The sequence below is a fragment of the Rhodopirellula sp. P2 genome (genome assembly GCF_028768465.1).
Classification (GTDB): domain Bacteria; phylum Planctomycetota; class Planctomycetia; order Pirellulales; family Pirellulaceae; genus Rhodopirellula.
In genome coordinates this window covers 5,201,640-5,226,611 of the sequence record NZ_CP118225.1, presented here as the reverse complement: position 1 = coordinate 5,226,611, position 24,972 = coordinate 5,201,640, and the positions used below count along the sequence as shown (strand labels likewise).

At 58.3% G+C, this 24,972-nt stretch carries 14 protein-coding genes; 10 read left to right on the top strand and 4 right to left on the bottom strand.

Features of this window, described 5'->3' with window-relative positions; genetic code table 11:
- Positions 1 to 12 precede the first annotated feature (12 nt).
- Together PSR62_RS18460 and PSR62_RS18455 are read left to right on the top strand one after the other, a co-directional pair.
- Positions 13 to 1,101, top strand: coding sequence for a DMT family transporter (locus tag PSR62_RS18460; protein ID WP_274404477.1), 1,089 nt, complete (start codon positions 13 to 15; stop codon positions 1,099 to 1,101).
- Positions 1,102 to 1,210: 109 nt separating this feature from the next.
- Positions 1,211 to 3,940, top strand: a complete 2,730-nt coding sequence (locus PSR62_RS18455; protein WP_274404476.1) for a GTPase-activating protein — start codon at positions 1,211 to 1,213, stop codon at positions 3,938 to 3,940.
- An 819-nt stretch (positions 3,941 to 4,759) separates the two neighbouring features.
- Here PSR62_RS18455 and PSR62_RS18450 read toward each other — a convergent pair.
- Positions 4,760 to 9,520 (bottom strand): PVC-type heme-binding CxxCH protein, encoded by a 4,761-nt coding sequence (locus tag PSR62_RS18450; protein WP_274404475.1) that lies wholly within the window; start codon positions 9,518 to 9,520, stop codon positions 4,760 to 4,762.
- Positions 9,521 to 9,855: 335 nt separating this feature from the next.
- Positions 9,856 to 11,775: a sulfatase family protein gene (locus PSR62_RS18445; protein ID WP_443217293.1), complete on the bottom strand. Its 1,920-nt coding sequence runs from the start codon at positions 11,773 to 11,775 to the stop codon at positions 9,856 to 9,858.
- A gap of 398 nt (positions 11,776 to 12,173) precedes the next feature.
- Between PSR62_RS18445 and PSR62_RS18440 the strand changes: the two genes are divergently transcribed.
- The 3 genes from PSR62_RS18440 to PSR62_RS18430 all read left to right on the top strand — a co-directional run bounded on the left by PSR62_RS18440 (position 12,174) and on the right by PSR62_RS18430 (position 14,712).
- Positions 12,174 to 12,950, top strand: a complete 777-nt coding sequence (locus PSR62_RS18440; protein WP_274404473.1) for a TatD family hydrolase — start codon at positions 12,174 to 12,176, stop codon at positions 12,948 to 12,950.
- A 231-nt stretch (positions 12,951 to 13,181) separates the two neighbouring features.
- A complete protein-coding gene (locus tag PSR62_RS18435; protein WP_274404472.1) occupies positions 13,182 to 13,871 on the top strand; it encodes a response regulator transcription factor in 690 nt (229 codons plus the stop codon).
- Between the two features lie 187 nt (positions 13,872 to 14,058).
- Positions 14,059 to 14,712 carry a PEP-CTERM sorting domain-containing protein gene (locus tag PSR62_RS18430; RefSeq protein WP_274404470.1) on the top strand — a complete coding sequence of 218 codons (654 nt, stop codon included), beginning with the start codon at positions 14,059 to 14,061 and terminating at the stop codon, positions 14,710 to 14,712.
- Between the two features lie 27 nt (positions 14,713 to 14,739).
- On the opposite strand, the gene PSR62_RS18425 is transcribed toward PSR62_RS18430, so the two are convergent.
- Positions 14,740 to 15,702: a class I SAM-dependent methyltransferase gene (locus tag PSR62_RS18425; RefSeq protein WP_274404469.1), complete on the bottom strand. Its 963-nt coding sequence runs from the start codon at positions 15,700 to 15,702 to the stop codon at positions 14,740 to 14,742.
- A 149-nt stretch (positions 15,703 to 15,851) separates the two neighbouring features.
- Between PSR62_RS18425 and gap the strand changes: the two genes are divergently transcribed.
- The 5 genes from gap to glgB all read left to right on the top strand — a co-directional run bounded on the left by gap (position 15,852) and on the right by glgB (position 23,729).
- Positions 15,852 to 16,880 carry a type I glyceraldehyde-3-phosphate dehydrogenase gene (gene gap / locus PSR62_RS18420; RefSeq protein WP_274404468.1) on the top strand — a complete coding sequence of 343 codons (1,029 nt, stop codon included), beginning with the start codon at positions 15,852 to 15,854 and terminating at the stop codon, positions 16,878 to 16,880.
- Positions 16,881 to 17,031: 151 nt separating this feature from the next.
- The gene (obgE, locus tag PSR62_RS18415) at positions 17,032 to 18,255 is read left to right on the top strand and encodes a GTPase ObgE (protein WP_274404467.1); all 1,224 of its coding nucleotides are present in this window, start codon (positions 17,032 to 17,034) and stop codon (positions 18,253 to 18,255) included.
- Between the two features lie 16 nt (positions 18,256 to 18,271).
- Complete coding sequence (locus tag PSR62_RS18410) at positions 18,272 to 19,162, top strand: type III pantothenate kinase (protein ID WP_274404466.1); 891 nt, start codon at positions 18,272 to 18,274, stop codon at positions 19,160 to 19,162.
- A gap of 1,571 nt (positions 19,163 to 20,733) precedes the next feature.
- The gene (locus PSR62_RS18405) at positions 20,734 to 21,456 is read left to right on the top strand and encodes a ribonuclease HI (RefSeq protein WP_274404465.1); all 723 of its coding nucleotides are present in this window, start codon (positions 20,734 to 20,736) and stop codon (positions 21,454 to 21,456) included.
- Between the two features lie 62 nt (positions 21,457 to 21,518).
- Positions 21,519 to 23,729, top strand: a complete 2,211-nt coding sequence (gene glgB, locus PSR62_RS18400; protein WP_274404464.1) for a 1,4-alpha-glucan branching protein GlgB — start codon at positions 21,519 to 21,521, stop codon at positions 23,727 to 23,729.
- 160 nt (positions 23,730 to 23,889) lie between these two features.
- On the opposite strand, the gene PSR62_RS18395 is transcribed toward glgB, so the two are convergent.
- The gene (locus tag PSR62_RS18395; protein ID WP_274404463.1) at positions 23,890 to 24,897 is read right to left on the bottom strand and encodes a sugar phosphate isomerase/epimerase family protein; all 1,008 of its coding nucleotides are present in this window, start codon (positions 24,895 to 24,897) and stop codon (positions 23,890 to 23,892) included.
- Positions 24,898 to 24,972 lie beyond the last annotated feature (75 nt).

The window sequence follows — 24,972 nt, the reverse complement described above, 5'->3', positions numbered from 1 at the left end:
CTCGGATGCCTTATGAGTTCTGATTCATCGTTCGATCAGAACGAGTTCGCAGGCAAGGAGGTCAACGCGAAGATTCAGGCGGCTTGGTGGCGGCGTTTGGGGGAGGGGATGATATCGCCGGGCATTGGCTTCGGCATCGTGGCGGGAATCGCTTCGGCGGTGTTGTACACGTTGGCGAACATCTCGCTTCGCAACGCCATTTCAGTCGATCCGTTCATCGTTTCGATGTTCAAAGCGGCTCCAACGGTATTGGTTCTGACGCCTTACTTGGCCGCCGTCAAAGCCAGCGGGCGTCCGATTGCGACCAGTCGCCAGTGGATTCCGATTTTCATCCCGATCGCGTTGATCGGGCAAGTGATCGGCAACGGTGCGTTCCAGGTTGCGCTGGGCAGCATCGGTTTGGCCGCCTCGGTGCCGATCACGCTGGGATCGTTGTTGATTGGCAGTGCGATCCTGGGACGTTTGTTGCTGAGGGAACCGGTTCGGCCACGGACACTGGTTTCGATTGGCACGCTGATCATCGCCGTGATTGTCTTGTCCCAGTCCCGCGGGGTGGATCCCGTGGAATGGCAGTCTTCGTCGGAGGTTCTGCCCAACCAACCGGTGGATTGGTTGCATTCGCCGATTGTCGGTGCGGTGGGGGCGATGGCGTCGGGGTTGGCCTACGCCGTGTTCAGCACGTCGATGCGTTTCACGATGAAACGCGGGATGTTGGCGTCGATGGCGATGTGGATCAGCGGTGTTTCAGGCACGGTGGCCTTGGCGGGCATTGTTGCGGTCAGAACGGGATGGTCGCCGATCGCCGACATCCCGGCCCCGATGTGGCAATCGATGATCTGGGCGGGGATTTTCAATTTCACGGCGTTTGTTGCGATTTCAACGGCACTGAAGGTCTTGCCCGTCGTGGCGGTTCACTTGATCAATGCTTCTCAGGTTGCGATGGCCAGCCTCGCTGGGGTGATTGTTTTCGAGGAACCGGTGACGAAGTTGTTGGTGATTGGTATTTCGTTGACGCTGGCTGGTCTGACGATCCTTGCCACCCGGCGGAGGCCGACTCCGGTTTCACCGCCGACATTCCAGTCAACCTTTCGTTCGGAATAACCGATACACACGTTAAGACCCGTCGTGTCGTTGCAGAAGGCTTGATCTCTGCGACCGCGCTCCGGGAGGAACCCAACGTGATGTCACCGACCGCGGAAGAAAATTGACTGTGTCAGAAAAACGCCAACGTTTGGCCGCTTTGTTGATTGCAACAAGCTTGTCGACGTCTTCGTGTCTCGCCACCGTGGCCGTTCAAGCGGACGAACTTCAGTTCGGTGCGCCCACGCTGGCAGTGCCAGCGGAGTCGTTTGGGGTGATCGATGATGCGAGCGATCGCGACGCGATCGAGCCTCGCGTCGCGGGTTCCGCCGTGGTGGTTCGCGAAAATAGCGACCCCTCGCGATCACATTTGCAATTTCGCGAACAAAACGGTCCGTGGAACTCGCAATCCGGACCCATCGGATCCGCGATCCAGTTGCTGCCGCCCCAGCTTGCTCCGTCTTCTCCGGTGGAGGCGCCGGTGTTCTTGGGCAACGCGGACGCCCACGGCACCGAGCAGATCGTGCAGACCCCGCGGATGGTCACTCGGGAAGATGCTCGGCTGAACGGTGTCCGCAAGACCTGGGAACCGAAAGGTCCTTTGTTCACTCAGACCGAACCGTCGATGATCTTGCGTGGTCCCGAATCGGCCGAAGCGGAATTGGAACGGCCCACTCGAGAGCAGTTGGCCGACAACGTGCCGGATTCATTTGATCCGACCAAGATGCCGTCTGAATTTGATTCGCGTCCAACGCGATCGGTTTCTGATCGAAATGCCGACGCGACGTGGGACGGGCAGCCCAACCCCAATGCAACACAGTGGAACGCTCGGCGCAATGTCAGCCAGGTTTCGCCGCTTCGGGACCCTGTGCCTTCGACCACGATGGCTCCGATTGGCAGCGGAGCGTTGCCGCAACGAACCGTTCCCGCAATTCAACCACCAGCCCTTCCACCTGCGAATGCAGAGTCGCTTCCGAGCCTGCCGGCATTGAATGCGCCTTCGTTCCTCGGATCGGAGATGGACGAGGACGTCAGCGATTTGCCGCAAAAGGTCGATGAACTGACCAGCAAGATCGAAGAGCTGACTCAACAGCTCCAGGCCTTGAAGTCCAGCCAGCCCGAGTTGGTGGAACCGACAGTGGTGCCTGCGGAACCGGCCCAGGAAGCTCCTGCCAATGTGATTCCGCCCAGCATTCCGAAAACGCGATCGGCAATCGATTCCTTGCCGGAGATGAAACCGACTGAGCCACACAAAGAATTGCCATCGCTCAAGGACGCGGGAACAACGACGACTCGCGAAACCATTGGAAGTGGGTTGCAAAGCAAAGAGCTGTCGCTGGAAACCCCACCTTCGTTGACGCCACCGAAGTCAGCCTTGAAACCGAAGTCGCTGGAATCAAAGCTGGAGTCGGTTGAAAAGGAAAAGGATGACACGGAACGTCGTCTGAACGAAAGCATCGCGGAACAACTTCGCCGTGAAGAGGCTCGGGATCGTTCCCAGATCAAAGAACGTGAAGACCGCATGTCGTTGGAATCTGCTTCGCCGCGACGGGTGAACGAACGCCAAGAGGGGATCTTCGATGAAAAAGATTCCGATGAGTTGTCGCGTGTTCCGCTGCAAGCGGTGGAACGCGATCGACTGATGCCGCTCGAGGACGCGCCAGCAGGATCCGTGAGTCTGCGAGACATTCGTGGCAACGATCTGGGCGAAGCGGATCTGGAAGACCTGTATGCGGGGGAATTGGATCGGGACGATGAACCACTCGACGCCTCTGCACAACAGCGTTTGAGTTTGGCTCAGCTGGATGCCACCGGGCGTCCCAAGACTCACAGTGGCAAGGGTGCTGCGGCAAACTTGAGCACCGGCGTGATGCGAATGCAGCAACCGATCGTTCAGTGCCTGCAGCACTACTACGGCCGTCGCGAGCAGGCTGATGGACGCAGTAACTGGGGCATGATGCATGCCGTGATGGTGTTCGGTCCTGACACTCGTTTGATTGCTCGCGGACGCGACTACAGCACGATCGCTTGGATGGCCGGCAACAACGTTTGCCGCGGTCAGCGACTGATGGAAATCGAAGGCGGGAAAATCAAGGCTCGCGAGGGTGTGGGACTGCAAGGTCACCAAGCCCAGTGGTTGGCAGTGTTGGCCATGGTGGGCGTGCCCAGTGATTACCCGCTGTATGTGGACGGCCAGAAGTTCAGCGTGGCGGACTTGGTCAAATCGGAAGCGGCCGCATGCGAAGAAGGCCAAGAACTCACGTTCAGCTTGATTGGATTGTCGCACTACTTGGACACGGAAACGACTTGGGTCGGTGCCGATGGCGAGCGTTGGGACTTCTCTCGTTTGATCGCCGCGGAACTCGACCAACCCGTGGTTGGATCGGCTTGTGGTGGCACGCACCGTTTGATGGGCTTTGCTCACGCGTTGCGAAAACGACGCTTGGAAGGCCAACCGATCGATGGCCAATGGGCTCGCGCCGAGCAATTCCTGGATGACTTTGTGGACTACACCCTGCGATTGCAAAATCGCGATGGCTCGATGAGCACCGATTGGTTTGAGTCGCGGCAAGACAATGGCGACCTGGATCGCAAGGTTCAAACGACCGGGCACATGGTCGAGTTCTTGCTCACGCATTTGCCCGACGAGAAGTTGCTGGAACCTGAGGTGTTGCGATCGGTGACGTTCTTGCTCAATTCCATGTTGAAGGGACGCAACAACGATTGGTCGATTGGGCCCAAGGGGCACGCCTTGCGATCGTTGGCGTTGTTCCATCAGCGTGTCTACGGCGAACCAGCACCGCTGGCAAACCCACGCAGTGTCGCTCGGCAACGACAGCCAAACCGACGTTCCCGTTGAGCCTCCCGTCGGTGATTCACTCGTTCCCCGGCTCTGCCTGGGAACGCGATGTCTTGCAGGCTCTGCCTGCCGAATGGCGGATCGTGAGGCGGGAGCCTCCGCAGCAGTGTGTTCCCAGGCGGAGCCTGGGGACAAGCTCCTCGTCCACTCGTTCCCAGGCTCCCGCCTGGGAACGCAATGTCTTGCAGGCTCTGCCTGCCGAATGACGGATCGTGAGGCAGGAGCCTCTTCAGCAGTGTGTTCCCAGGCGGAGCCTGGGTACAAGCTCTTCGTTCACTCGTTCCCCGGCTCTGCCTGGGAACGCAATGTCTTGCAGGCTCTGCCTGCCGAATGGCGGATCGTGAGGCGGGAGCCTCTTCAGCAGTGTGTTCCCAGGCGGAGCCTGGGGACAAGCTTTTCGTCCACTCGTTCCCTGGCTCTGCCTGGGAACACAATGTCTTGCAGGCTCTGCCTGCCGTTTGGCGGATCGTGAGGCAGGAGCCTCTTCAGCAGTGTGTTCCCAGGCGGAGCCTGGGGACAAGCTTTTCGTCCACTCGTTCCCAGGCTCCCGCCTGGGAACGCGATGTCTTGCAGGCTCTGCCTGCCGCATGCCGGACCGTGAGGCAGGAGCCTCTTCTGCAGTGTGTTCCCAGGCGGAGCCTGGGGACAAGCTTTTCACTCACTCGTTCCCCGGCTCTGCCTGGGAACGCGATGTCTTGCAGGCTCTGCCTGCCGCATGCCGGACCGTGAGGCAGGAGCCTCTTCTGCAGTGTGTTCCCAGGCGGAGCCTGGGGACAAGACTAGCGTTGGCAATGCCCCTCATCAGGGCACCAACCGACATCACCTTTGATGGCTGAGGATGTAATTCAGCAGCTCGAAGATCTCGTCTTCGGTGTACTGATCCAGCAAAGCCTTGGGCATCATCGAAGTCGATGTCTTGACCATTTGCTCGATCTCGTCCTGTTCAATCACGGTCGGTTCCTTGGCCTCTGCGTTGGCCAACAGCTTCACGACATCGTCGGTTTCTTCGACCAGCAGACCCGAGAAGGTTTGTCCGTCCGCGGTCAGCACCAAGTGCATCGCGTACTTGTCGTCGATGCGGTCCGACGGGTGCAGGATCTCTGTGAGCACCTCACGCGAATCGCCTTTCCATTTTGTCACGACCTCGTCAAGTGCCGGGCCGATTTGTCCGCCCTTGCCCGCGACCTGGTGGCAGCTCGCGCAGGTGGCTTGTTCAAAGATCTTCTGACCGATTTCAGCGGTCCGCCCTCGCAAGCCTTCGGTCAGCTTGTCACCCGCGAAATCTTCGATCGTCCAAGCCTTGATGAACGAACGGTTGTTCCCGATCGGGTCGGCGGGTTCGAATGGATTGGCGTTGTAAGCGTCCAGGTCCTCCACGACGACCATCACGCCGTACATGCGATACCAGTGCTGTGGGAAAGTGCAGACGTACGGGTACTCACCTGGTTCGGTGGGAGCCGTGAACGTCAACGGTTCCTTTTCGTTGGAGGCGACGAGGTCGGTGCTGTGCAGGACAAGGTCGGATTCAGGCACGTATTGTTTGCCTTGGAATCCGCCTCGCGGACCAGCTTGCAGTCCCAGGTTGGCGACTTCTTTCAGTGCCCCAGGAACGGTGAAGACCAAGTTGTGAGGCATCCCGTCGTGATTCTCCAAGACGACTTGCACAGGGCGTCCCGCTTCGACGGCAAAGTACGGCACGTCGTAACGCATTTCTTCGTCCACCGTCTTGATGCGAACCAAACGCACCGTGATTTCACGCAGGCGATCCCGGAATTGTTTGGCTGCTTGGCGAGGCAACTTGGCGATGGCCCGGTCAGCGACCTGCATCGCATCGATGAACGAAACGCTGGTGCGGTTCTTCGGCGGGGTTCGTTCAGCAAAGTTGACCAGGTGACGGGCCAACTTCAGAGACGTTTCCGGTTGGTAGGCGTTCTGGGGGATCGTGAGCAGGGTGGCGATGCCATCGTCGCGGAATCCGTTGCAGGCAAGGTTGCCGACCTTTTCAAAGGTGTCGTTCCAATCGCCGGGGACGACCGCCAGTGTTCGGATTGCGGCGGCAACCACTTCCTTTTTTTCACTGGTGGTCAACAGTTCAACCACGCGTCCCCGTTGAGATTCGCGATCCAGTCGAGCGGGCAGCATGGCAACGCCGGTCAACCAATTCACGCGAGCGGCATCGGAGCGTTTGGCAAGATCGAAGGACTGGACGTCGTCACCGGCCGCGATGAGCCCCGCCAACGCGACGGGTGCGATCGCGGCATCGCCCTTTTTCGCCGCAGTTGTGAATCGGTCTCGCAACGCTTCCAGATTTCCGGCGGGAAGTTTCAACAACATGTTCGACAGCCCGCGAGCTGCCTTTCGGGTGACAGCACGTTTGTCATTGTTCTTCCAGTCCAGGTTTTCGATGACTCCCAGCAAGACATCGCCGGGATCCGAGTCCTGCAATGCGACCAGGGCATCCAGTGCCGCCCGGCGATCTTGGTCTTGGACTTCGCCTCGAGCGAGGATTGCGGCATGCAGCGGCACGAACTTCGGATCGCTGGAATCACGGGGGACGGCCAGCAAGGCGGGCGTTGACAATCGCTCGATCTGATAGCTGACGATTTCGGCGGGGAAGTCGAAGAAGACAGGCAACGCTGCGGTGTAGGGAGCCACTTTGTGACCGTGCCCATCAAAGGTCGCTCCGGGGTCCGTCAACAAGTGGACGCCAGCGACCGCGTAGGCCGCCATCGGGCCGATGTGCGCTGCGTGATTGTGCCCGGGATGAGAGTCGGCATGGTCGCCGGACGGGGCGGCGGTTTTGGGCAAGTACGGTGCGCGGCTGGCGATGACTTGTTCGAACCGCTGCATGGTTTCTTCGAGAGCGTATTCGAGATAGTGGTCCATCGGCATTTCCATCACCCGCAAGGCGGCGCGGATCAAGCGATCTTGGTCGTCCAGGGCCCACGGTTCGCCGACGGCATAGGAGATCCCACGCAGAGCTTCGATTCGAACTCGCGGATGTTCGTCGGCCACCAAGGTCTCGTAGCGTTGGGGACTGTCGTCGATTCGGTCGGCCCAGTAGGACAGCACGCGTGTGGCGGCACTGCGGGCTCGATGATTGTCGCTGTTGAGTAGTTCGGTCAGCAGTTCTTCGTTGACCTGGTTGTGAGCTTGATGCAGCCACAGCAATTCCAGCAGATCATGATCGTCGTCTGCGGTCGCCAAGCAAGCGTCCTGTTTGGCTTTCGCAGCCGAGAGGACCTCGTCGGTTGGTCGAGCATGCAATTCACGACGGACACGGTAAGCGTGACGTTGGTTCTTCCGGCCGACTGCGGAGCACAGTTGATCGATCAGATCCTCGGTGCTGGTTTCTGCAATCACGGGGAGGTTGACCAAGGGACGGTCTTTGTGAGTCAAACGCCAGATTCGCCCGTGACTGTGATCACGACTGGGGTCACGCAAGTTGTGTTGCAGGTGACCGATCAATGCATTGTGCCAATCGATGATGTAGAGCGAACCGTCGGGAGCGATCTCGATGTCGACCGGGCGGAAATTTCCGTCCCCGCCTCCGACCAACATCGGTTCTTCGGTGCCCTCATATCCCGAGTCCTTTTCAACAACTTTGTGGCGAAGCACGGCTCGGTCCCCGATGACGTTGGTCACCAAAAAATTGCCTTGCAAGTCGTCGGGGAAATGTTCGCTGCTGAGAAAGCGGCAGCCTGCCAGTGGCCGAATGCGTTTGGGATAGAATGTTTGGTAGTCGACCAATCCGTCGTCGTATCCTTGCTCCCCTGCAACACGACGATGTTGAGAGCCACCGGGGTGTTTGAGGGGATAGTCCAGACGGGTGCTGATGCCGGTTGCCCAGTAGCTTTTGCCGGGCGACGCGTCACCAATGAAATCTTGGCCCCACTCATTGAACGCAAATCCCCATGGATTGGCGAATGCAAAGTTGACATGGACCCCAAATTTTTGAGTGGTTGGATCGTATCGGAAAACCCCACCTTCCAAGTTTCGTGTCAAGCCATAGGGACTTTCGATTTGCGTGAATTTGAACGTGCCTTCTTGGGCGTAAAGTTGTCCGCCCGGACCAAAGTCGAACGCTGCCAACCCGTGGTGCGAATCGGCGGTGTCAAACCCGATGATCGCTCGTGTGCGTTTGTCAGCGACATCGTCCCCGTCGGTGTCTTCCAGGAAGTAGATGTCATGTTGCCCGCCGACATAGACACCGCCACGACCGATTTCGAAACCGGTGGGTTGGTGCAATCCGCCGGCAAACGTTTTGCATTCGTCCGCGGTGCCGTCGCCGTCGGTGTCTTCCAAGATCAGCAGTTTGTCATCCATCGGTGACTTGGGTTGCCAGTGCGGGTAGCTGGGCATGGTTGAAACCCACAGGCGTCCTTGGGCGTCAAAGTCCAACGCGACCGGATTGGCCAGTTCGGGGAACTGTTGTTCCGATGCCACCAATTGAATCTCGTAACCATCGGGAAGCGAGAATGTCTTGAGCTGTTCGTCGGTGGTCAGGTATTCGAGTGATCCAAGCTTGCCACGTTTCGCGTTTGGATCATTGGGCCCACCCACGTTGGTTTTGGGAATGATGAACGGCAGCGTGTTGGAATCGTCGATGGGGGCCGTGATTGCCTTGCCGTCTGCGATCGCCCAGAGACGGGCGTCGCGGTTGGCAGTCATATGATCAAGGATCTCCAGTTCGCGATTCATGACCGAACGGTTGTTGTACGTGCCGTCGCTGCCTGCGGTTCCTCGTTTGCCGTAGATCGAAAAACCGTTCACGGCGCGATAGCGATTGAACCAGTGGAAGTTTTTGTCAGCGACCGCAGCCAGCAATTCGGGGTTCGCTTGTTCGGGCACCTCGACTTCACCAAGCAAGCCGCGAACCAAAATGGGAGCGAGCGCCGCGTAGCCATTCGAATTCAGGTGAGCGCCATCCAGCGTCAATCGGCGAGCATCCTGTTCGAACAGTTCCTTGGTGGGTGTGAACAAATTGACAAACGTGACTCCCCGTTCATCCGCGACGGCTCGCATGGTCCGTGTGATCTTGCTGAGGGCTCGGTTTCGAGGTTCGGCTTTCGGCAAATTGCGGTCACCGGTCTCTTCGAACGCGATCGGCGAAATCACGGCGATCCGAGGACTGGTCTTGCCGTTGTAGACCTGCGATTGAGTGTGCCGGATCACTTCGTCCAGTTCGTCCGCGAAATCCCGCAGCACTTTCTTGTCGTCGAGTCCTGCCGCCAAACGGTAGGATTCGTTGTAACCAAAGAACATCAGCACGACGTCCGCGGCACTGTGCGTCAAATGATCGTCAGGCGATCGGAAATCCAAACTTCGCAACCGGATTTTGGGTTCATCGCCGGGGACGCACAGATTGCGGACGGTGAGATCCAATTCCGGGCGGACCGCGTGAAGCTGGGTTTCGAAGTGATTCTCATGCTGCATCCGTTCGCCCAACGCGTTGCCGATCAGGCAGACGTGGTCTCCCGGTTGGAGTTCCAACGCAGGCGTTTGCGCCACGCTGAGACTCGCCGACGAACAGACAAACAACATCGCCACAGTGGCGAACAAGGTGCGGGGAACTGTCATGGGTTGGGGATTCACGAGACAAGAGGTGGGATGACGGCGGGACGACCCCGAGTCGCATCGGAAGCGGCGGACGTTTCTTTCTGCTGCAACCGTTCATTGGCTGGCGACGACCGCAGGGGCGACAACCGCAGCAACAATCGGCTCACGCAGAGAAAAAGTGATACACCACTGCCCCCAGTGAATGTTGCAGGACGTGAAACATCAACAGGGGATTTTCGCGATTCAACGTTGTTGGATCAGTGGGCGGCCAAAAAGGTTCCGGAGGTGACGCCATTCATTGGTTGTTGGCAATGAATGGCGTCATCGGACGATCGCGTGATTTCGTCGATGCGGTGCTAGGGCAGGTCCAAGTGATCGAGATGCTGTTGAATCAAACCTTGGGGAGCTGGCTGAAACGGCAATCGGAACAATTTCGAACCCATCGGATAGGGCGTGCCCGGCAAGGCGTTGACGTGCCGCACCATGTTGAAGATTTGCAGGGCTTCGGTGGACGATTGGCTGAGTTGCAAGGTGCGTTGAAAAACAGGCCGCGGATCCTCGACTTGCAAAATTGCGGCGAGCTGGGCGGCGCGAGAGGCAACCAACGGCTCGGGATCGAGTGCCCGGCGACGCACCAATTTGAGAAAGGTGTCGTCGGCGGCCATGTCCAGATTCGCTGAGCGGTTGGATGCCGCGATGGAACTTGCCGCGACCAAGGCCCAGTATCGCTGGAGCATGTCGCCGCTGTTGATCGCGGACAGCAAGGCTTTGTTGGCTTGATCCCAGGGCATGACTGCGATGTTGGCGGTGTCGATGTAGCGGGCAATCTCTTGCGACAATCGCTTGCCATTGGCGACCGGTTCGTCCAGGATTTTTAGCATGCCGGCTTCGGTCAAGAAGCCCAGGTCGTTCGTCCGCTTCAAATGCTCTGTCAACGTCATTCGCAATTCGGTCAGACGATCGCCGTGCAGGGGATCTCCGGCCAAGTTGTTCACTTCGTGCGGATCGTCCGCCAAGTTGAACAGCAACTCGGGTGGACGCGGTTTGAAAAACTGGCTTTGAACGGCGTTGAGCTTGCCTGTGTGGTATCGAGCTCGCCACTGTTGATAGGCCAGCATCTTGTAGCGGTAGTCCGCCCACATCGCGTCGGGTTGGAAGGATTCAAAGGACCGGATCAGTTTCCAGTCGCCAACCCGAACCGAGCGAACCAGATCGTACTTTTCGTCCATCCGGTCGGCGTAGCCAAACGTGGTGTCTCGCGAGTCAACTTCGGTCGCATCGGTGTGTTTCCCCAGGAAAGCTTTGCCATCGATTGGCCCGGCTTCGTCCAGCGGAACGCCAGCCAGATTCAGAACGGTGGGGGCAAAGTCGATGAATGAAACGAATCCTTTGGTGCGAGATCCGAGCTCGCGATCCACCAAGCCGCGATAGTTTTCGGGAACACGAACAACCAGTGGCACGTGGAGGCCGGATTCATAGATGTAGCCCTTGCCGCGTGGCAGCACGCCACCATGGTCGCCGAAGTAAAACACAAACGTGTTTTCCAGCTCACCTGCTTGCGTTAACTGCTCGATCACCCCGGCGACTTTCTCGTCGATGATGCTCATCCGGTCGCGATAGAACGCGGCGGTGTGGCGGAAGACCTGTGTGTCTGGAAAGTAGGGCGGCAGCGAAACGGATTTTTGGTCGAACTTGGTTGGCTTTTGCAACGCGTCGACGCCGAAGTGCAATCTGCCTTCGTGTGAATCAGCGAACGTGACAACGTGGAAGAAAGGCGTCTCGTCGGAGGGACGATTTTTCCAAGACGCCTTTTTCGAAGAGTCGTCCCACGGCTGCAAACGCTTTTTCGCGTTGTAGTCCTCTTTGGATTGGTTCGTGGTGTAGTAACCGGATTGCCGCAACCAAACCGGAAACATTTCGACGCCTCGCGGCAGCGTTGCCAGTTCAGTCCGTCGATGGAACTGAGTCCCGATCCGAGGCCCGTAGCAGGCGGTGATCAATGTCGTTCGCGCGGTGGAGCAAACCGGAGCGTTGCTGAACGCTCGATCGAACGTGATCCCGCGAGCCGCCATGGCCTCGATCGCGGGCGTCTCGACACCGGTTTCGTCAAAGTGTTTCAAGTAATGTTTGGAGTTGTCTTCCGACATGATCCAAACGATGTTCGGTCGAACGGTGCTGGTGGGATTGGTTGCCGCAGGTTGGTCTTGCGCGACCACCGGAGCGACGAAGGCGATGGCCAACGAACAAGTGACGGCACGGAGCATCAATGGAAACATCTTGGGCTAGACCTCTTGGATCACAGGCGGGACCGGTCTGGTGGGTGGGCGTCGATGCGGGGACAGTGTGAACGTGGGTGACATCCAGGCATCGATTCCGACCGGTATGCCCCCCAATGTATCAGCTTCGAATCACCGATCGGAGGATTCACGCCGCCACAAGATCGAAATGCTTGCCGACGCGGTGAACAACACGTTGCACTGATATGAGCGACAGCACGGTCAGACTTTCTGCAACCGATTCAGCTTCTCATTGCCTGAGTCGCAGCGGCGTTGGAATGGCATTCAAATTTCAGGGGCCACTGCCAGGGTGCTACCCAGCCTCGCGAAATGAAACAGAATGAGCGGCACGTCCGTTCGCCCAACCGTTCTCTGCCATCGATCCATCCGAGACCTGAATGAATCCCTTGTTCGACACCCACGCCCATTTGAATTCCAAGGACTTCAACGACAACGTTGCCGAAGTGGTCGAGCGTGCTCGTCAGGCCGGCGTGGTTGGCGTCGGCGTGATCGGAATCGATCTGGCGACCAGCCGCCGAGCGGTTGAGTTGGCAGCCGAGTTCCCCGAGATGATTCATGCTGTGGTCGGAATCCAGCCCAACTCGGTGGCTGAATCCTCCGCGGGTGATTTCGCGGAGATTGAAAAGCTTGCGACGGCTCCGGGAGTTCGCGGGATCGGAGAAACCGGGCTGGATTGCTACTGGGACGACACACCGATCGAGCAGCAACAGGTCGCTTTTGACCAACACATCGATCTGGCTTGTCGAGCCAACCTGCCGATGGTCATCCACATGCGTGAAAGCGGCGAACTGATCGCGGAACAGTTGGCGCGGCAAACGAAACTCCCGGCCGCCGTGATGCACTCGTTCACTGGCGATTGGGAGCTGGCCGAGCGTTGCTTGGACATGGGGCTGATGATCAGCTTTGCGGGGATGGTCACGTTCAAAAAGAGCGACGATCTTCGCGAGGTCGCCAAACGGGTTCCCGAGGATCGCCTGCTGATCGAGACCGATTCGCCGTATTTGTCGCCCGAACCGCTGCGGGGCAAACGCCCCAACGAGCCCGCTCGGGTGGAACACATCCTGCGTTGTTTGGCGGATGTGCGGAATGTGCCAACCTCGACCTTGGCGGAGGCAACGACCGCCAACGCAAGGCGATTTTTTAAGCTGTCGTGAAACCAGCGTGCTGGGATTCGATAAGATCAGGGTTCGGTAAGATGCCCCGAAGAGGCCGCTGGGATCTGATTTTGTGTGCCGAATCCATCGACTCTGGATTCCCGAATCAGATCTTCATCAAACCTTCAACGAAACGGCGGTTTGTGGGTGGTGCCAAACTTCGCCTCTTCCACGAAACTACACGCCAACTGGAAGACATGAATCTCCTCTTAAAACGCAGCCTGCGGACGAATGTCAAAAACCAAAGTTCTCATCGTTGAAGATTACCGGCCATTAGTGGAAACGCTGGAGTACCAGCTCAAACGAGCTGGCTACGAGGTCTATCGAGCTGCCGATGGACGAGAGGCTCTCAACCAAGCCAAGCTGTATCTGCCCGATGTGGTTGTGTTGGACGTCGACCTGCCAATCCTGAGCGGCGTGGAAGTCTGCAAGCAATTGCGATCCGATGCGACCACGAAAGACACGCTGATTTTGATGCTCAGTGCCTTGGGCGAAGAGTCCGATCAAGTCGTCGGATTCGCGGTCGGAGCGGACGATTACGTCGTCAAACCAGTGGAGAGCTACAAAGTCCTGCTGCAGCGAATCAAGGCCTTGCTGCGTCGCCGCGAGCCCAGCATGGACGACGCCGACTCGATTTCGCGATGCGGCGTGACCGTCGATCGCCGGCGTTTTGTCGCCACGATCGAGGGGGAAGCGGTCAAGCTAACCAAGAGCGAGTTTCGGTTGCTGGACACGCTGATCCGTCAGCCCGGCCGAGCCTTCGACCGCAGCGAACTGGTCGACGCCGCCCTGGGAGAAGACACGATGGTGCTGGAGCGAACCATCGACGTCCACGTCCGAGCCCTCCGCAAAAAAATGAACGAACACGCCGATTTAGTGGAAACCGTGCGGGGAATCGGGTACCGGTTCCGGGAGGAATGACATTGCTCGGAGTCGCTCACGAGTGATATTTTCAAGCAGCGAAATAAATTTCGCGAAAAACGGTGGAAACCAACCCCCCCCCGCTCTTTTGATCGGAGTAAACTCCGTTGCAACCGGAGACAAGTCAGACTTCCCGAGGTTTTTTTCCTCGAGTCCTGATCAAATTATCACGCTTAACGAGCGCCCTATGTTCATTAGTAGACATTTTTATTTCGCAGTTATTTTTGGTTGCTCGCTTGTCGGTAACTTGGAAACGACCAAGGCCGCGGTGGTTCTTGATTTTGACGATCTTCTGACTCCAGGCTCTGACCAAGAGCTGGCGGGAACTGGCGTTGTCTACGATGAGGAAGGGTTCAGAATCACTGGTACCGAACTCAGCTATTTAGAGCCTGGAAATACCAATTATGTTGGACTCCCCACCGATACCAACGTCGCGTTGTTCGAAAGCGATGTTCCCTTCGGTTTTGTTACCTTGACGAACATCGCAGGAGATCCTTTCGCACTGACATCGCTCGACATTGCAAAGCTGAACAAAAACGGTGGCGTTAGTACAATAAGCATTGAGTTTAGGGGGACCCTTGCGGATGGTAGCGGAATTGTCACGGAGACCTTGAGTGCCTCAGGCATTACCGACAACGAGTTTGTTTCATTATCATTCGCGGGTTTGGGGTTCGAAGAGTTGTCGGCTGTCTCCTGGGATGCTCTTCCGACTCACCAATTCGACAACATCGTCGTCACCGCAGTCCCCGAACCAACCTCCCTGGCGTTCCTCGGTGTTGGCTTGGGCGTGGCGGGTGTTCGGCGTGTGCGACGCAAGCGTTTTGAGAACGCCGTTGCTTAGCGATTTTGCGCGAGCAAACGTTCCTCTCTACTGGCCGCTGACCGCCTCCACCAAGTAGCCCCCGGCGATTTGGAATCGGCTGGTAGGGCTTTCTTCCATCGTGGCGGATCCGTCGAGTGACAGTCGGTGTATCTGGCTGATCTGCCAACCGCTGCTGTTGAGATCCGCGACCAGTTCTCGTCGCGAATAGCGGTGCAGGAACATGTCGGGAAGGCCTCGGTAGGCGTAGGTGGCGTCGCCGAATTCGTGTTCGCGGCTGGTGATTGATTGCAGCCAGCTCTTGGCGAGCAGACGTTTGCCGCCCGATTGAGCCAGCGACGCGTAGCGGTTGTGGACGTGCAGCAAGAACTTGCCGCCGGGGCGGACAATCCTCGATGCATGACACAGGACCGCTCGTCGATTCTCTCGGCCTTGGATCATGCCCAGGGTGCTGAACAGGCAGACCGCTCCCGCGGCGGAATTGTCGGCCAGGCAATCGAGCTGGACCAAGTTGGCTCGCAGGGGAACGATCATTCCGGTTCGCTGCTCGGTTGATTCTGCCTGAGCACGTTTCGCTCGCTCGACCACGTGGTTCAACATGGGCTGAGAGAGGTCAATCGCGAGCACGTTGCGGCCGAGTCGCGACAACTCCGTGGCCGCTCGCCCCGTTCCGCAGCCCAAATCGAGCACCCAGTCCTCGGTTGCGGAAAAAAGTTTTGGCAGGGGCTCATGGGGCGCTCCTGCGGTGGATCCCGCTGTCGGCGGTGGCAAATCGATCGATTCGAACACTTCGCGCAAGAACGTTTGGTCCAGCGTGCAGAGCGGAGTGTCTGCCACAAAGGCATCGTAGTGGCTAGCGATGGACCCTTGTTGCACATATCGCCAAGTTCCAGCCGCGACGCCGGCCGGGCGGCGCCATTGGGATTGTTCCATTCGGGCGGATGTTTCGCCTCGATCCCGGCGCGGCGAGATGGCTGGTGAGGCAGGATTTTCGGGCCGCAGATCGGTCATCGTGGTTGGTTCGAGGTCAAGGGAGCGATTCGGGGGCTGTTTCAAATTGGACTGACAAACTTATAATCCGCGCCCCGCAGCGGACTGGGTGACTGTTTCGCCCGCCGCTTCTCTCCATCTTTGTTCCACGACACAGGAATACGAAATCAGTGGCTATTAAAGTAGCAATCAACGGCTTTGGCCGAATCGGACGTTTGACTTTTCGCAACCTGATGGAGCGAAGCGACGAGTTCGAAGTGGTCGCGATCAACGATTTGACCGACAACCGCACCCTGGCAATGTTGCTCAAGTACGACAGCATCCACGGTCGTTTTGACGGCACCGTCGAGTACGACGACACCTCGTTGACCGTCAACGGCAAGAAAATTGTGGCTTTGGCCGAGCGTGACCCACGCAACTTGCCTTGGAAAGAGCACAACGTCGACATCGCCATCGAGTCGACCGGCTTCTTCACCGCACGTTCCACCGCCGACAAGCCTGGCTACGACAGCCACTTGGCTGCTGGTGCGAAAAAGGTTGTCCTGTCCGCACCTGCCAAAGACGGTGCCGATCTGACCTGCGTGTTGGGCGTCAACGACGACAAGCTCACCGCCGACTTGAACTGCGTCAGCAACGCTTCTTGCACGACCAACTGCTTGGCACCTGTTGCCAAGGTCCTGAACGATTCGTTCGGCATCGAATCGGGCTTGATGACCACCGTTCACGCTTACACGAACGATCAAAACGTTCAAGATCAGCCGCACTCTGACTTGTACCGTGCTCGCGCTGCCGCTGTGAACATCATCCCAACCAGCACCGGTGCTGCGAAAGCTGTCGGATTGGTGATTCCTGAATTGCAAGGCAAGCTGACTGGCATCGCGATGCGAGTTCCTGTGCCAACGGGCAGCGTGGTCGACTTGACCGTCAACCTGAGCAAGGAAGTCACCAAGGAAGACATCAACTTGGCGATTCAAACCGCCGCCGAAGGTCCCATGAAGGGCATTCTGTTCTACGCCGTTGACCCAATCGTCAGCAGCGACATTGTCCACGACCCACACAGCAGCATCTTTGCCTCGGACTTCACCCAAGTCCTCGGTGACAAGGGTAAAATGGTCAAGGTTGTGTCCTGGTACGACAACGAATGGGGCTACTCCAGCCGTACCGCTGACTTGTGCAGCAAACTCGGAAAGATGCTCTAAGATCGCCTTGGGCGATTGCCACTAGCTTCTAGCGATTAGCGAGAAGCTTTTTGAGCGAATTCCTCGGACGTGGTGATACAATCACCGCGTCCGTTTTTCATTTTACGGCTGCTAGCGAAACGCTAGGAGCCAATAGCTAGAAGCTTTCCAAATGTTTTTTGATCGCGTTGAAGTTGAGTTCTTGGCCGGCAAGGGTGGCGATGGCTGCATGAGCTTTCGCAAGGAAAAGTACGTCCCCAAAGGCGGGCCGGATGGCGGCAACGGCGGCCGGGGGGCCAGCATCGTCCTCGAAGCCCGCTTAGGTGTGAACTCGCTGGCCCAATTTGCCAACCGAAAGTTCTTTCGGGCCGAAAAGGGTGGCTTTGGGATGGGAGCCCTGCGTCACGGACGAAAAGGCCGTGAAATGCGGCTGTACGTGCCCTGTGGAACCAGCATCATCGACGCCAAAGACGGGTTCGTGATCAAGGATCTGACCCAAATCGGTGAGGAATTCGTGATCTGTCGCGGTGGCAAAGGTGGCCACGGGAACGCACGCTTCAAAACGGCACAGAATCAGGCCCCGCGAATTCGCGAGTTGGGCGAGCCCGGCGAGGTGCGACACGTGATCATGGAACTGAAGTCGATCGCCGACGTGGGCCTGATCGGAAAACCCAACGCTGGTAAAAGCACCCTGCTTTCACGCATCAGCAGTGCTCGTCCAGAAATCGCGGATTACCCCTTCACAACGAAGTACCCCAACCTCGGCATCGTCGATGTCGACACCGAAACATCGTTCGTGCTGGCGGACATCCCCGGGTTGATTGAAGGCGCCAGTGAGGGCATCGGATTGGGGCATGAGTTCCTGCGTCATGTCGAACGCGCCGGATTGCTGGTGCACCTGATCGAACCCGCCCCGGTCGATGGTAGCGATCCCATTCAAAACTACGTCGCGATTCGCGAAGAACTGCATCAATACGATGAGTCGCTTGCGGACCGCGATGAATTGGTGGTGATGACCAAGTGTGAACTGGATCCGGACGGTGAAGTCCGCGAGCAGCTTCAGGCCTACTTCCAAGAAAATCCCGCCAATCATTCTCGGGAACTGCGTTCGATCAGTGCCGCGACCGATGTCGGGCTGAAGGAATTGGTCGGCGAAATCATGGGCCGAGTCACCAAGCGTCGGCAAGAAATGATGGAAGCCGGAATCACTCCCACGCTGATCCGCCAGGACGACGCGCCGGCGACGCCGAAAAAGGAACGTCGTGTTCCGCCTCACAAGGCTGCTGCCACGGAATGTCTGTCCGACGAAATTCGAGCCCAGGACATTCAAGGTGCGTCCACGCTGTCCGACACGGGGAAGGTTGTCCCCGGCGAACGTCGCGACCGCCCTTCTTGAGCTCGTCGGCAGGAACATGACAGACGAACCATCCTCTTCGAACGAACCCACACAACCTAGCGAATCGCAGTGCGATGTCGTGATGGTGCGGGTTGGAATCGATATCGGAAACACGGCGATCAAGGTGGTGACTCAGGGAGCACCCACCGACGAAGAGGCCGGCTCGCTCAAAGACCGTGGACCACAGCTGCGTTCGATCTCGTTGCGAGATCCAGAGTGGATCACGCAGTGCGTCGAGCACCTGCGAACGCTTGCGGCAAAGCTGGCCGAGCGTGCGTCGAGCGATTGCCAGTCGGTTTGCTACGACGTGCGTGTTGCGAGCGTGAATCGAGGGTCAGCCGAGCCCTTGGTAGCTGCTTTGGATGAAGCGTTCTACGATTGCATTCGCGTGCGTTTCGTGACTCACCAAGATGTCTCGATGACCATCGACGTGAACTATCCCGATCGAGTAGGGATCGACCGGTTGTTGGGAGCGGAGGCTGCCTTCCGGCGGCATGCGGCACCGGTCATCATCGTCGATGCGGGCACCACCGTGACAGTGGATTTCGTGTCGGCAGAAGGCGTGTTCTGTGGCGGAGCGATCTTGCCTGGATTGGAAATGCAGACCGCAGCGCTGGCGGCGGGAACGGACGCTCTGCCCAAGCTCGATTGGGCTTCCCATCGATGTCGCGAGATGCCTGAGGGACCAGGCCGAGACACGGTCGCGGCAATGCGACTGGGCGTGCTCTCGTCCGTTGCGGGTGCCGTGGAGCGATTGCTTCGAATCTACGGTGGTGCGGCGACCTTGGTCGTGACCGGTGGCGACGCGGGATGCTTGGTGGATGCTTTGCCCGCGGAATGCCGAGCGGTGGAAGAACCGCACTTGGTCGCGCAAGCTCTGCTGGATCTGCTGCAACCGAACGAGTAGACGGGCATCCCAACGACGCCCACCTCGTGCGCCCGTGCTGGCTGAATCGCTCCGCGACTGATGGATTCTCGACGAAAATGGTTTTCGTGCGTCCTCGGTGGATCCAACCGCGGAGCGGTGACAGTTGTCAGCCTCGGGTTTCAACCCGAGGTCGGATGGGCGATCCCCAAGACAGGCAAGCCGCGGAGCGGCGACAGGTGTTATCCGATGTCGTCGCTCCGCGACTTGGGTGAACGTGTTGGGACGTGGGTGACCTTGGGTTGAAACCCAAGGCTGCCGGCTTTCGTCGCTCCGCGACTGTGGATTTTCGACGGGAATGGTTTTCGTGCTGCCTTGTTGGATCCAACCGCAGAGCGGTGGCAGTTGCCAGCCTCGGGTTTCAACCCGAGGTCGGATGGGCGATCCCCAAGACAGGCAAGCCGCGGAGCGGCGACAGATGTTCGCGGATGTCGTCGCTCCGCGACTGTTAGGCGTGTCGGGGCGTGGGTGACCTAGGGTTGAAACCCAAGGCTGTCGGCTTTCGTCGCTCCGCGACTGTTGGATTCTCGACGGGAATGGTTTTCGTGCGTCCTCGGTGGATCCAACCGCGGAGCGGTGACAGTTGTCAGCCTCGGGTTTCAACCCGAGGTCGGATGGGCGATCCCCAAGACAGGCAAGCCGCGATGCGGCGACAGGTGTTCGCGGATGTCGTCGCTCCGCGACTGTTAGGCGTGTTGGGGCGTGGGTGACCTTGGGTTGAAACCCAAGGCTGCCGGCTTTCGTCGCTCCGCGACTGTTGGATTCTCGACTGGAATGGTTTTCGTGCGGCCTCGGTGAATCCAACCGCGGAGCGGTGACAGTTGCCAGCCTCGGGTTTCAACCCGAGGTCGGATGGGCGATCCCCAAGACAGGCAAGCCGCGGAGCGGCGACAGATGTTCGCGGATGCCGTCGCTCCGCGACTTGGGTGAACGTGTTGGGACGTGGGTGACCTTGGGTTGAAACCCAAGGCTGCCGGCTTTCGTCGCTCCGCGACTGTGGATTCTCGGCGGAAGTGGTTTTTGTGCAGCCTTGGTGAATCCAACCGCGGAGCGGTGGCAGTTGTCAGCCTCGGGTTTCAACCCGAGGTCGGATGGGCGTCCCCGAGACAGGCAAGCCGCGAAGCGGCGACAGGTGTTCGCGGCTGTCGTCATGCTGTGATTGGTGGGGTCTCGTCGCTTTGCGACTGGCGATGCGTGCCGGTTGCGCTGACTTCAACGGTTGTGCGCTCGCCTGTTAAGTCGCGCAAACCTTTTTGAGCAGGAAAGCTTTTCTGGGAAGGCCTGCCGGGACGAAAGCACTCTCTGTCGCCAGGCGGTTGCCTCGAAGTTTCGGCAAGCTGAACTCGCAGCAACATTTGATAGCCGATTAGAGCAACCCCTGGAGATTGGCACCGATGGATCGCGTCTCTTTGCTTTCCCCTCCCTAGCAATCGATGCGTGTAGCGATGCGGCGGCCCTCTCGTCCAAGGATCCGGGCGAGACCCAAGGGGCCGCCGCCAGACCGATCGCAACCACGCATTGAAAGCACGTCGAACTCACTGGCGAACCCAACCATGATGGATCCTTTGCAATCACTCGAAGAATTCGCGTCGATGACGTCTGAATTTGGCGATCCCGATTTCAACCCGGCACCCGCGAAACCTCGCGGATCATTTTTGCTGGTTGTCTCCGCCGACAGCACATCGCTGACCGATGGCCGTTGGCAATTTGTGATCGAGACTTCTGACGGACGACCCGTGATGGAAGCGGAAGATCAAGAGTTTGGAGACTTGAATCGCTTGTCGTTGTTGGCGGCGGTTCGGGGGCTCGAAGCGATGGACGGCCCGTCCGGCATCACTTTGCTCAGCCACAACCGATATTTGATTCGTTCGCTCACCGATTCGTTGCCGCGATGGCGACGCAGCGATTTCGTGTGGGATCACTTTGGCCGCCGGGTCGAGGTCCAACACGCCGACCTGTGGCGACGCGTCGACCATGCCTTGGGAATCCACGAAGTCCAAGCCTGTTTGGTGACGTCCCGGTTGGTCAGTCGAAAGCCAGATCAGGTCACGCCCGATGGCGCGATCCCCGCGGCGGATGTCAATGAGTTGACTGCTCGTGCATCCACCAAACTGAATGACCCCTGGTCGCGAATCGACCAGCCTCACGCGGGCCCACCGGCTCCAAAATCCCACCAAGTGGTCCCCACAGCCAACGACCGGCTGCGGGACTGGTTGCTGAGCACCGCAGTTTCTGCGGGTGGGATTCAGCGTTCCAATCCGATCAAAACGTCCTGATTTTCAGGCGTGTTTCTTACTTTTTTGACCTCATTTTCAATCAATTCATTCGTAGTTCAGCCATGAATTCGCAGCTTTCACTATCGACCATTCAGTCACTCGTTGATGGCAGTGTGGCGAACCCGGGTAGTTTGTTGGGCCGTCACCCTGTCAACTATCGGGGAAGAGAAGCCACGTCCGTTCGCGTGTTGGAACCCAATGCCGAGTCCGTGTGGCTGATCGATTCGGCAAGCGGTTTGCGGCGTCCCATGCGACGGCTGCATCCCGGCGGATTCTTCGAAGCGATCTGCGATGAGCCCATCTCCAAGCCCTCCACGTCCAGACTGCAAATGATCGACAAGACCGGCAAAGAAATGAAGACGACTTCTCCCTACACCGTTCCCAGTATCTTCAGCGATTTGGATCGCTACCTGATCGGTGAAGGCCGCCACCATCAACTGTACGAGTGCCTGGGCGCGCAACTTCGCGAAGTCGAAGGCGTCAAAGGCGTGAACTTTGCCGTTTGGGCGCCCAACGCTCGCTCGGTACAAGTGGTCGGCGATTTCAATGGCTGGGACGGCCGCAGTCACGTCGCCCAGCCGGTCGAGTCGACCGGCATGTGGGAATTGTTCTTGCCCGGCGCGACGGTCGGTCAGAAGTACAAATTCCGCGTCCAGACCGAGCAAGGTCACTGGATGGACAAGTGCGACCCCTGGGCATTTGCCGCTGAGTTGCCACCGCTGACTGCCAACATCATCACCGACATCAGCACCTACAGCTGGAACGATACGGATTGGTTGCAACAGCGGTCGGAACTCGACCCGATGCACGCCCCGATGAATGTCTACGAAGTCCACTTGGGCAGTTGGCAAAAAGGTCCTGGCCGAACGCACGGTTGGTTGGACTATCGTGATCTGGCGAAACGCTTGGTGGACTACTGCCGCCGCATGAATTTCACCCACGTGGAATTGATGCCGATCAGCGAGCACCCCTTCACCGGATCATGGGGCTATCAAAGCGTTGGGTATTTCGCGCCGACCAGTCGTCACGGTTCGCCCGAGGACTTCATGTTCTTCGTCGATCACATGCACCAAAACGGGATCGGCGTGTTGATCGATTGGGTCCCGGCTCACTTCCCGAAAGACGATCACGGGCTCCGCCAATTCGATGGCTCGGCTCTGTATGAGCATTCGGACCCGCGGCAAGGGGAACATCCTGATTGGGGCACGATGATCTTCAACTTCGGTCGCAATGAAGTGAAGAACTTCTTGATCGCCAACGCGTTGTTCTGGTTGGACAAGTATCACATTGATGGACTGCGAGTCGACGCGGTCGCATCGATGTTGTACTTGGATTACAGCCGTGAAGCGGGTGAGTGGATTCCCAACCGTTATGGTGGTCGTGAAAACTTGGAAGCGATTGACTTCCTGCGTGATTTCAACGTCGCCGTGCACGAGAACTACCCCGGCGTGGTCACCGCGGCGGAAGAGTCGACGGCATGGCCCGGTGTCTCACGGCCGACCTACGATGGCGGACTCGGTTTCACCTACAAGTGGAACATGGGTTGGATGAACGACACGTTGAGCTACATGCGGAACGAACCCATTCACCGCAAGTTCCACCAGAACGAGCTCACGTTCAGCCTGATCTACGCCTTCACCGAGAACTTCACGTTGCCACTGTCGCACGATGAAGTGGTGCACGGCAAAGGTTCGTTGATCAGCCAAATGCCAGGTGACATGTGGCAGAAGTTCGCCAACTTGCGACTGTTGTACAGTTACATGTGGACGCACCCTGGCAAGAAGTTGTTGTTCATGGGCGGCGAGATCGCTCAATGGACTGAGTGGAATGAAGACGACGGGCCGCAGTGGGAATTGTTGGACTTCGACACGCACCGAGGCGTCCAGCAGTTGGTGTCGGACCTGAACAAGATCGTGATCGAGAACCCGGCTCTGCACTACCACGACTTCACCGACGAAGGCTTCGAATGGGTCGATGCCCAAAACGCCGAAGACAGCGTGTTGGTCTACCTGCGAAAGGGCAACGAAGGCGACGCGCCGATCTTGGTTTGCAACAACTTCACCCCCGTTCCACGTCCGAATTATCGCGTGGGTGTGCCAGCCAAGGGGTTCTGGAAAGAGATTTTCAACAGCGATGGCGAAGCCTACGGCGGATCGAATCTGGGCAACTACCCCGGATGCCACACCACCGGGGTGGAGTACCAAGCTCGGCCGGACAGCATCGAAGTCACGCTGCCACCTCTGGGCACGACGATCCTGCGACTGGAATCGTAAGCCGGCGATCGGCCAACCGGCTGAGACCATGGATGTAGGTCGGCCACTCTTGGCCGACGTTTGGGACGAGCACGCTACGAGAAGACGGGCAAGAGTGCCCGTTCTACGTGGATTGGGTGGCGACGTTCTGGACGACGAAGACTTTGTCGCCGGTCTTGGCTCAGCCCTGAGCCTTGGCGGCTTCCAGGTCCTCGAACGTTCGCAGGTGATAGTCGATGCCGACTTTGTCGAGCACGCGGCACAACCCGCGAGCGGCGATGCCAAATCCATCGGGACCACTGAAGCCGCCGAATTGGCCTCCGCCGCGAACGTGAGGTTCGAGGTCCAGGTAGATGCCTTCGACGCCGCGGCGGGACATGCGATCGGCCAGCGTTGGCAGGAACGTCTTCAGATCTTCGAAGATTCGCTCGTGAGCGCTGTCGCCTTGGTCCGCTGGCACAAAGTGGCTGGCCGATTCTTCATCGACATGCTCGACGCGTCCATTCAATGACGGGTCTTTGTAGTCCTTGATGTGCAACCAACCCAGCGATGGCTTCATCGCTTCGTATTGGGCGTAGACCTGATCGGAGCTCAGTCCCTGCATCACCATGTTGGCACCATCGAAGATCGTGACAAGCGCCGGGTTGTCGACCTTGGCGGCGATCGCAGCGAGCAAGTCGCCTGTTTGGCCGACCAAGTTGGCTTCGACTTCCAAGCCAAACGTCAGGCCTCGTTTGTCACAGGCTTCCGCGATTTGACCGAGTTGGTCGGAGACTTGATCGATGTGATCTTCCGGTGCCGTTCCCTTGGGGTGGTAAAACGCGAAACCGCGAAGCAGTTTGCAGTCGAATGCTTCGGCGCGATCGCAAGCGATTTGCACATCTTCGGCGAGGTATTTCTCAAACGGGATGAACTTGTTCGACGTGCCGTCTTCGACGTCCTGTAGTTTCACCTTGCCGATCGGCGAGCCGATGCTGCTGACCGACATGCCGTACTCTTTGTGCAGATCGCGGAGCATTTCGATCTCCGCTGGTTCCAGCATCATCACGTTCTTGATGCCGTTGCCGACGTCGACGAAGCGGATCGAGTAGTGCTGCAGTCCGATCGCAGCGAGTGCGGCGAACTGTTCGTTGGCCTTTTTCGAAAAAGCCGATTCATCGGCGAAACCAGACAGGATGACAGAGGGCATAGCGCAGGCGGGGGTTGGGGGAAGAAGGGGGGGAGGACAGAGCCGTGGACCAGGTTAGGCCCAAGATTCGACTCA

Bases quoted from the DNA above. Each gene is read 5' to 3' on its own strand.
- PSR62_RS18395 (WP_274404463.1), bottom strand. From the start codon at position 24,897: ATGCCCTCTGTCATCCTGTCTGGTTTCGCCGATGAATCGGCTTTTTCG.
- PSR62_RS18405 (WP_274404465.1), top strand. From the start codon at position 20,734: ATGATGGATCCTTTGCAATCACTCGAAGAATTCGCGTCGATGACGTCT.
- PSR62_RS18425 (WP_274404469.1), bottom strand. From the start codon at position 15,702: ATGACCGATCTGCGGCCCGAAAATCCTGCCTCACCAGCCATCTCGCCG.
- PSR62_RS18435 (WP_274404472.1), top strand. From the start codon at position 13,182: ATGTCAAAAACCAAAGTTCTCATCGTTGAAGATTACCGGCCATTAGTG.
- PSR62_RS18430 (WP_274404470.1), top strand. From the start codon at position 14,059: ATGTTCATTAGTAGACATTTTTATTTCGCAGTTATTTTTGGTTGCTCG.
- PSR62_RS18410 (WP_274404466.1), top strand. From the start codon at position 18,272: ATGACAGACGAACCATCCTCTTCGAACGAACCCACACAACCTAGCGAA.
- PSR62_RS18445 (WP_443217293.1), bottom strand. From the start codon at position 11,775: ATGTTTCCATTGATGCTCCGTGCCGTCACTTGTTCGTTGGCCATCGCC.
- PSR62_RS18440 (WP_274404473.1), top strand. From the start codon at position 12,174: ATGAATCCCTTGTTCGACACCCACGCCCATTTGAATTCCAAGGACTTC.
- PSR62_RS18450 (WP_274404475.1), bottom strand. From the start codon at position 9,520: ATGACAGTTCCCCGCACCTTGTTCGCCACTGTGGCGATGTTGTTTGTC.
- obgE (WP_274404467.1), top strand. From the start codon at position 17,032: ATGTTTTTTGATCGCGTTGAAGTTGAGTTCTTGGCCGGCAAGGGTGGC.
- PSR62_RS18460 (WP_274404477.1), top strand. From the start codon at position 13: ATGAGTTCTGATTCATCGTTCGATCAGAACGAGTTCGCAGGCAAGGAG.
- glgB (WP_274404464.1), top strand. From the start codon at position 21,519: ATGAATTCGCAGCTTTCACTATCGACCATTCAGTCACTCGTTGATGGC.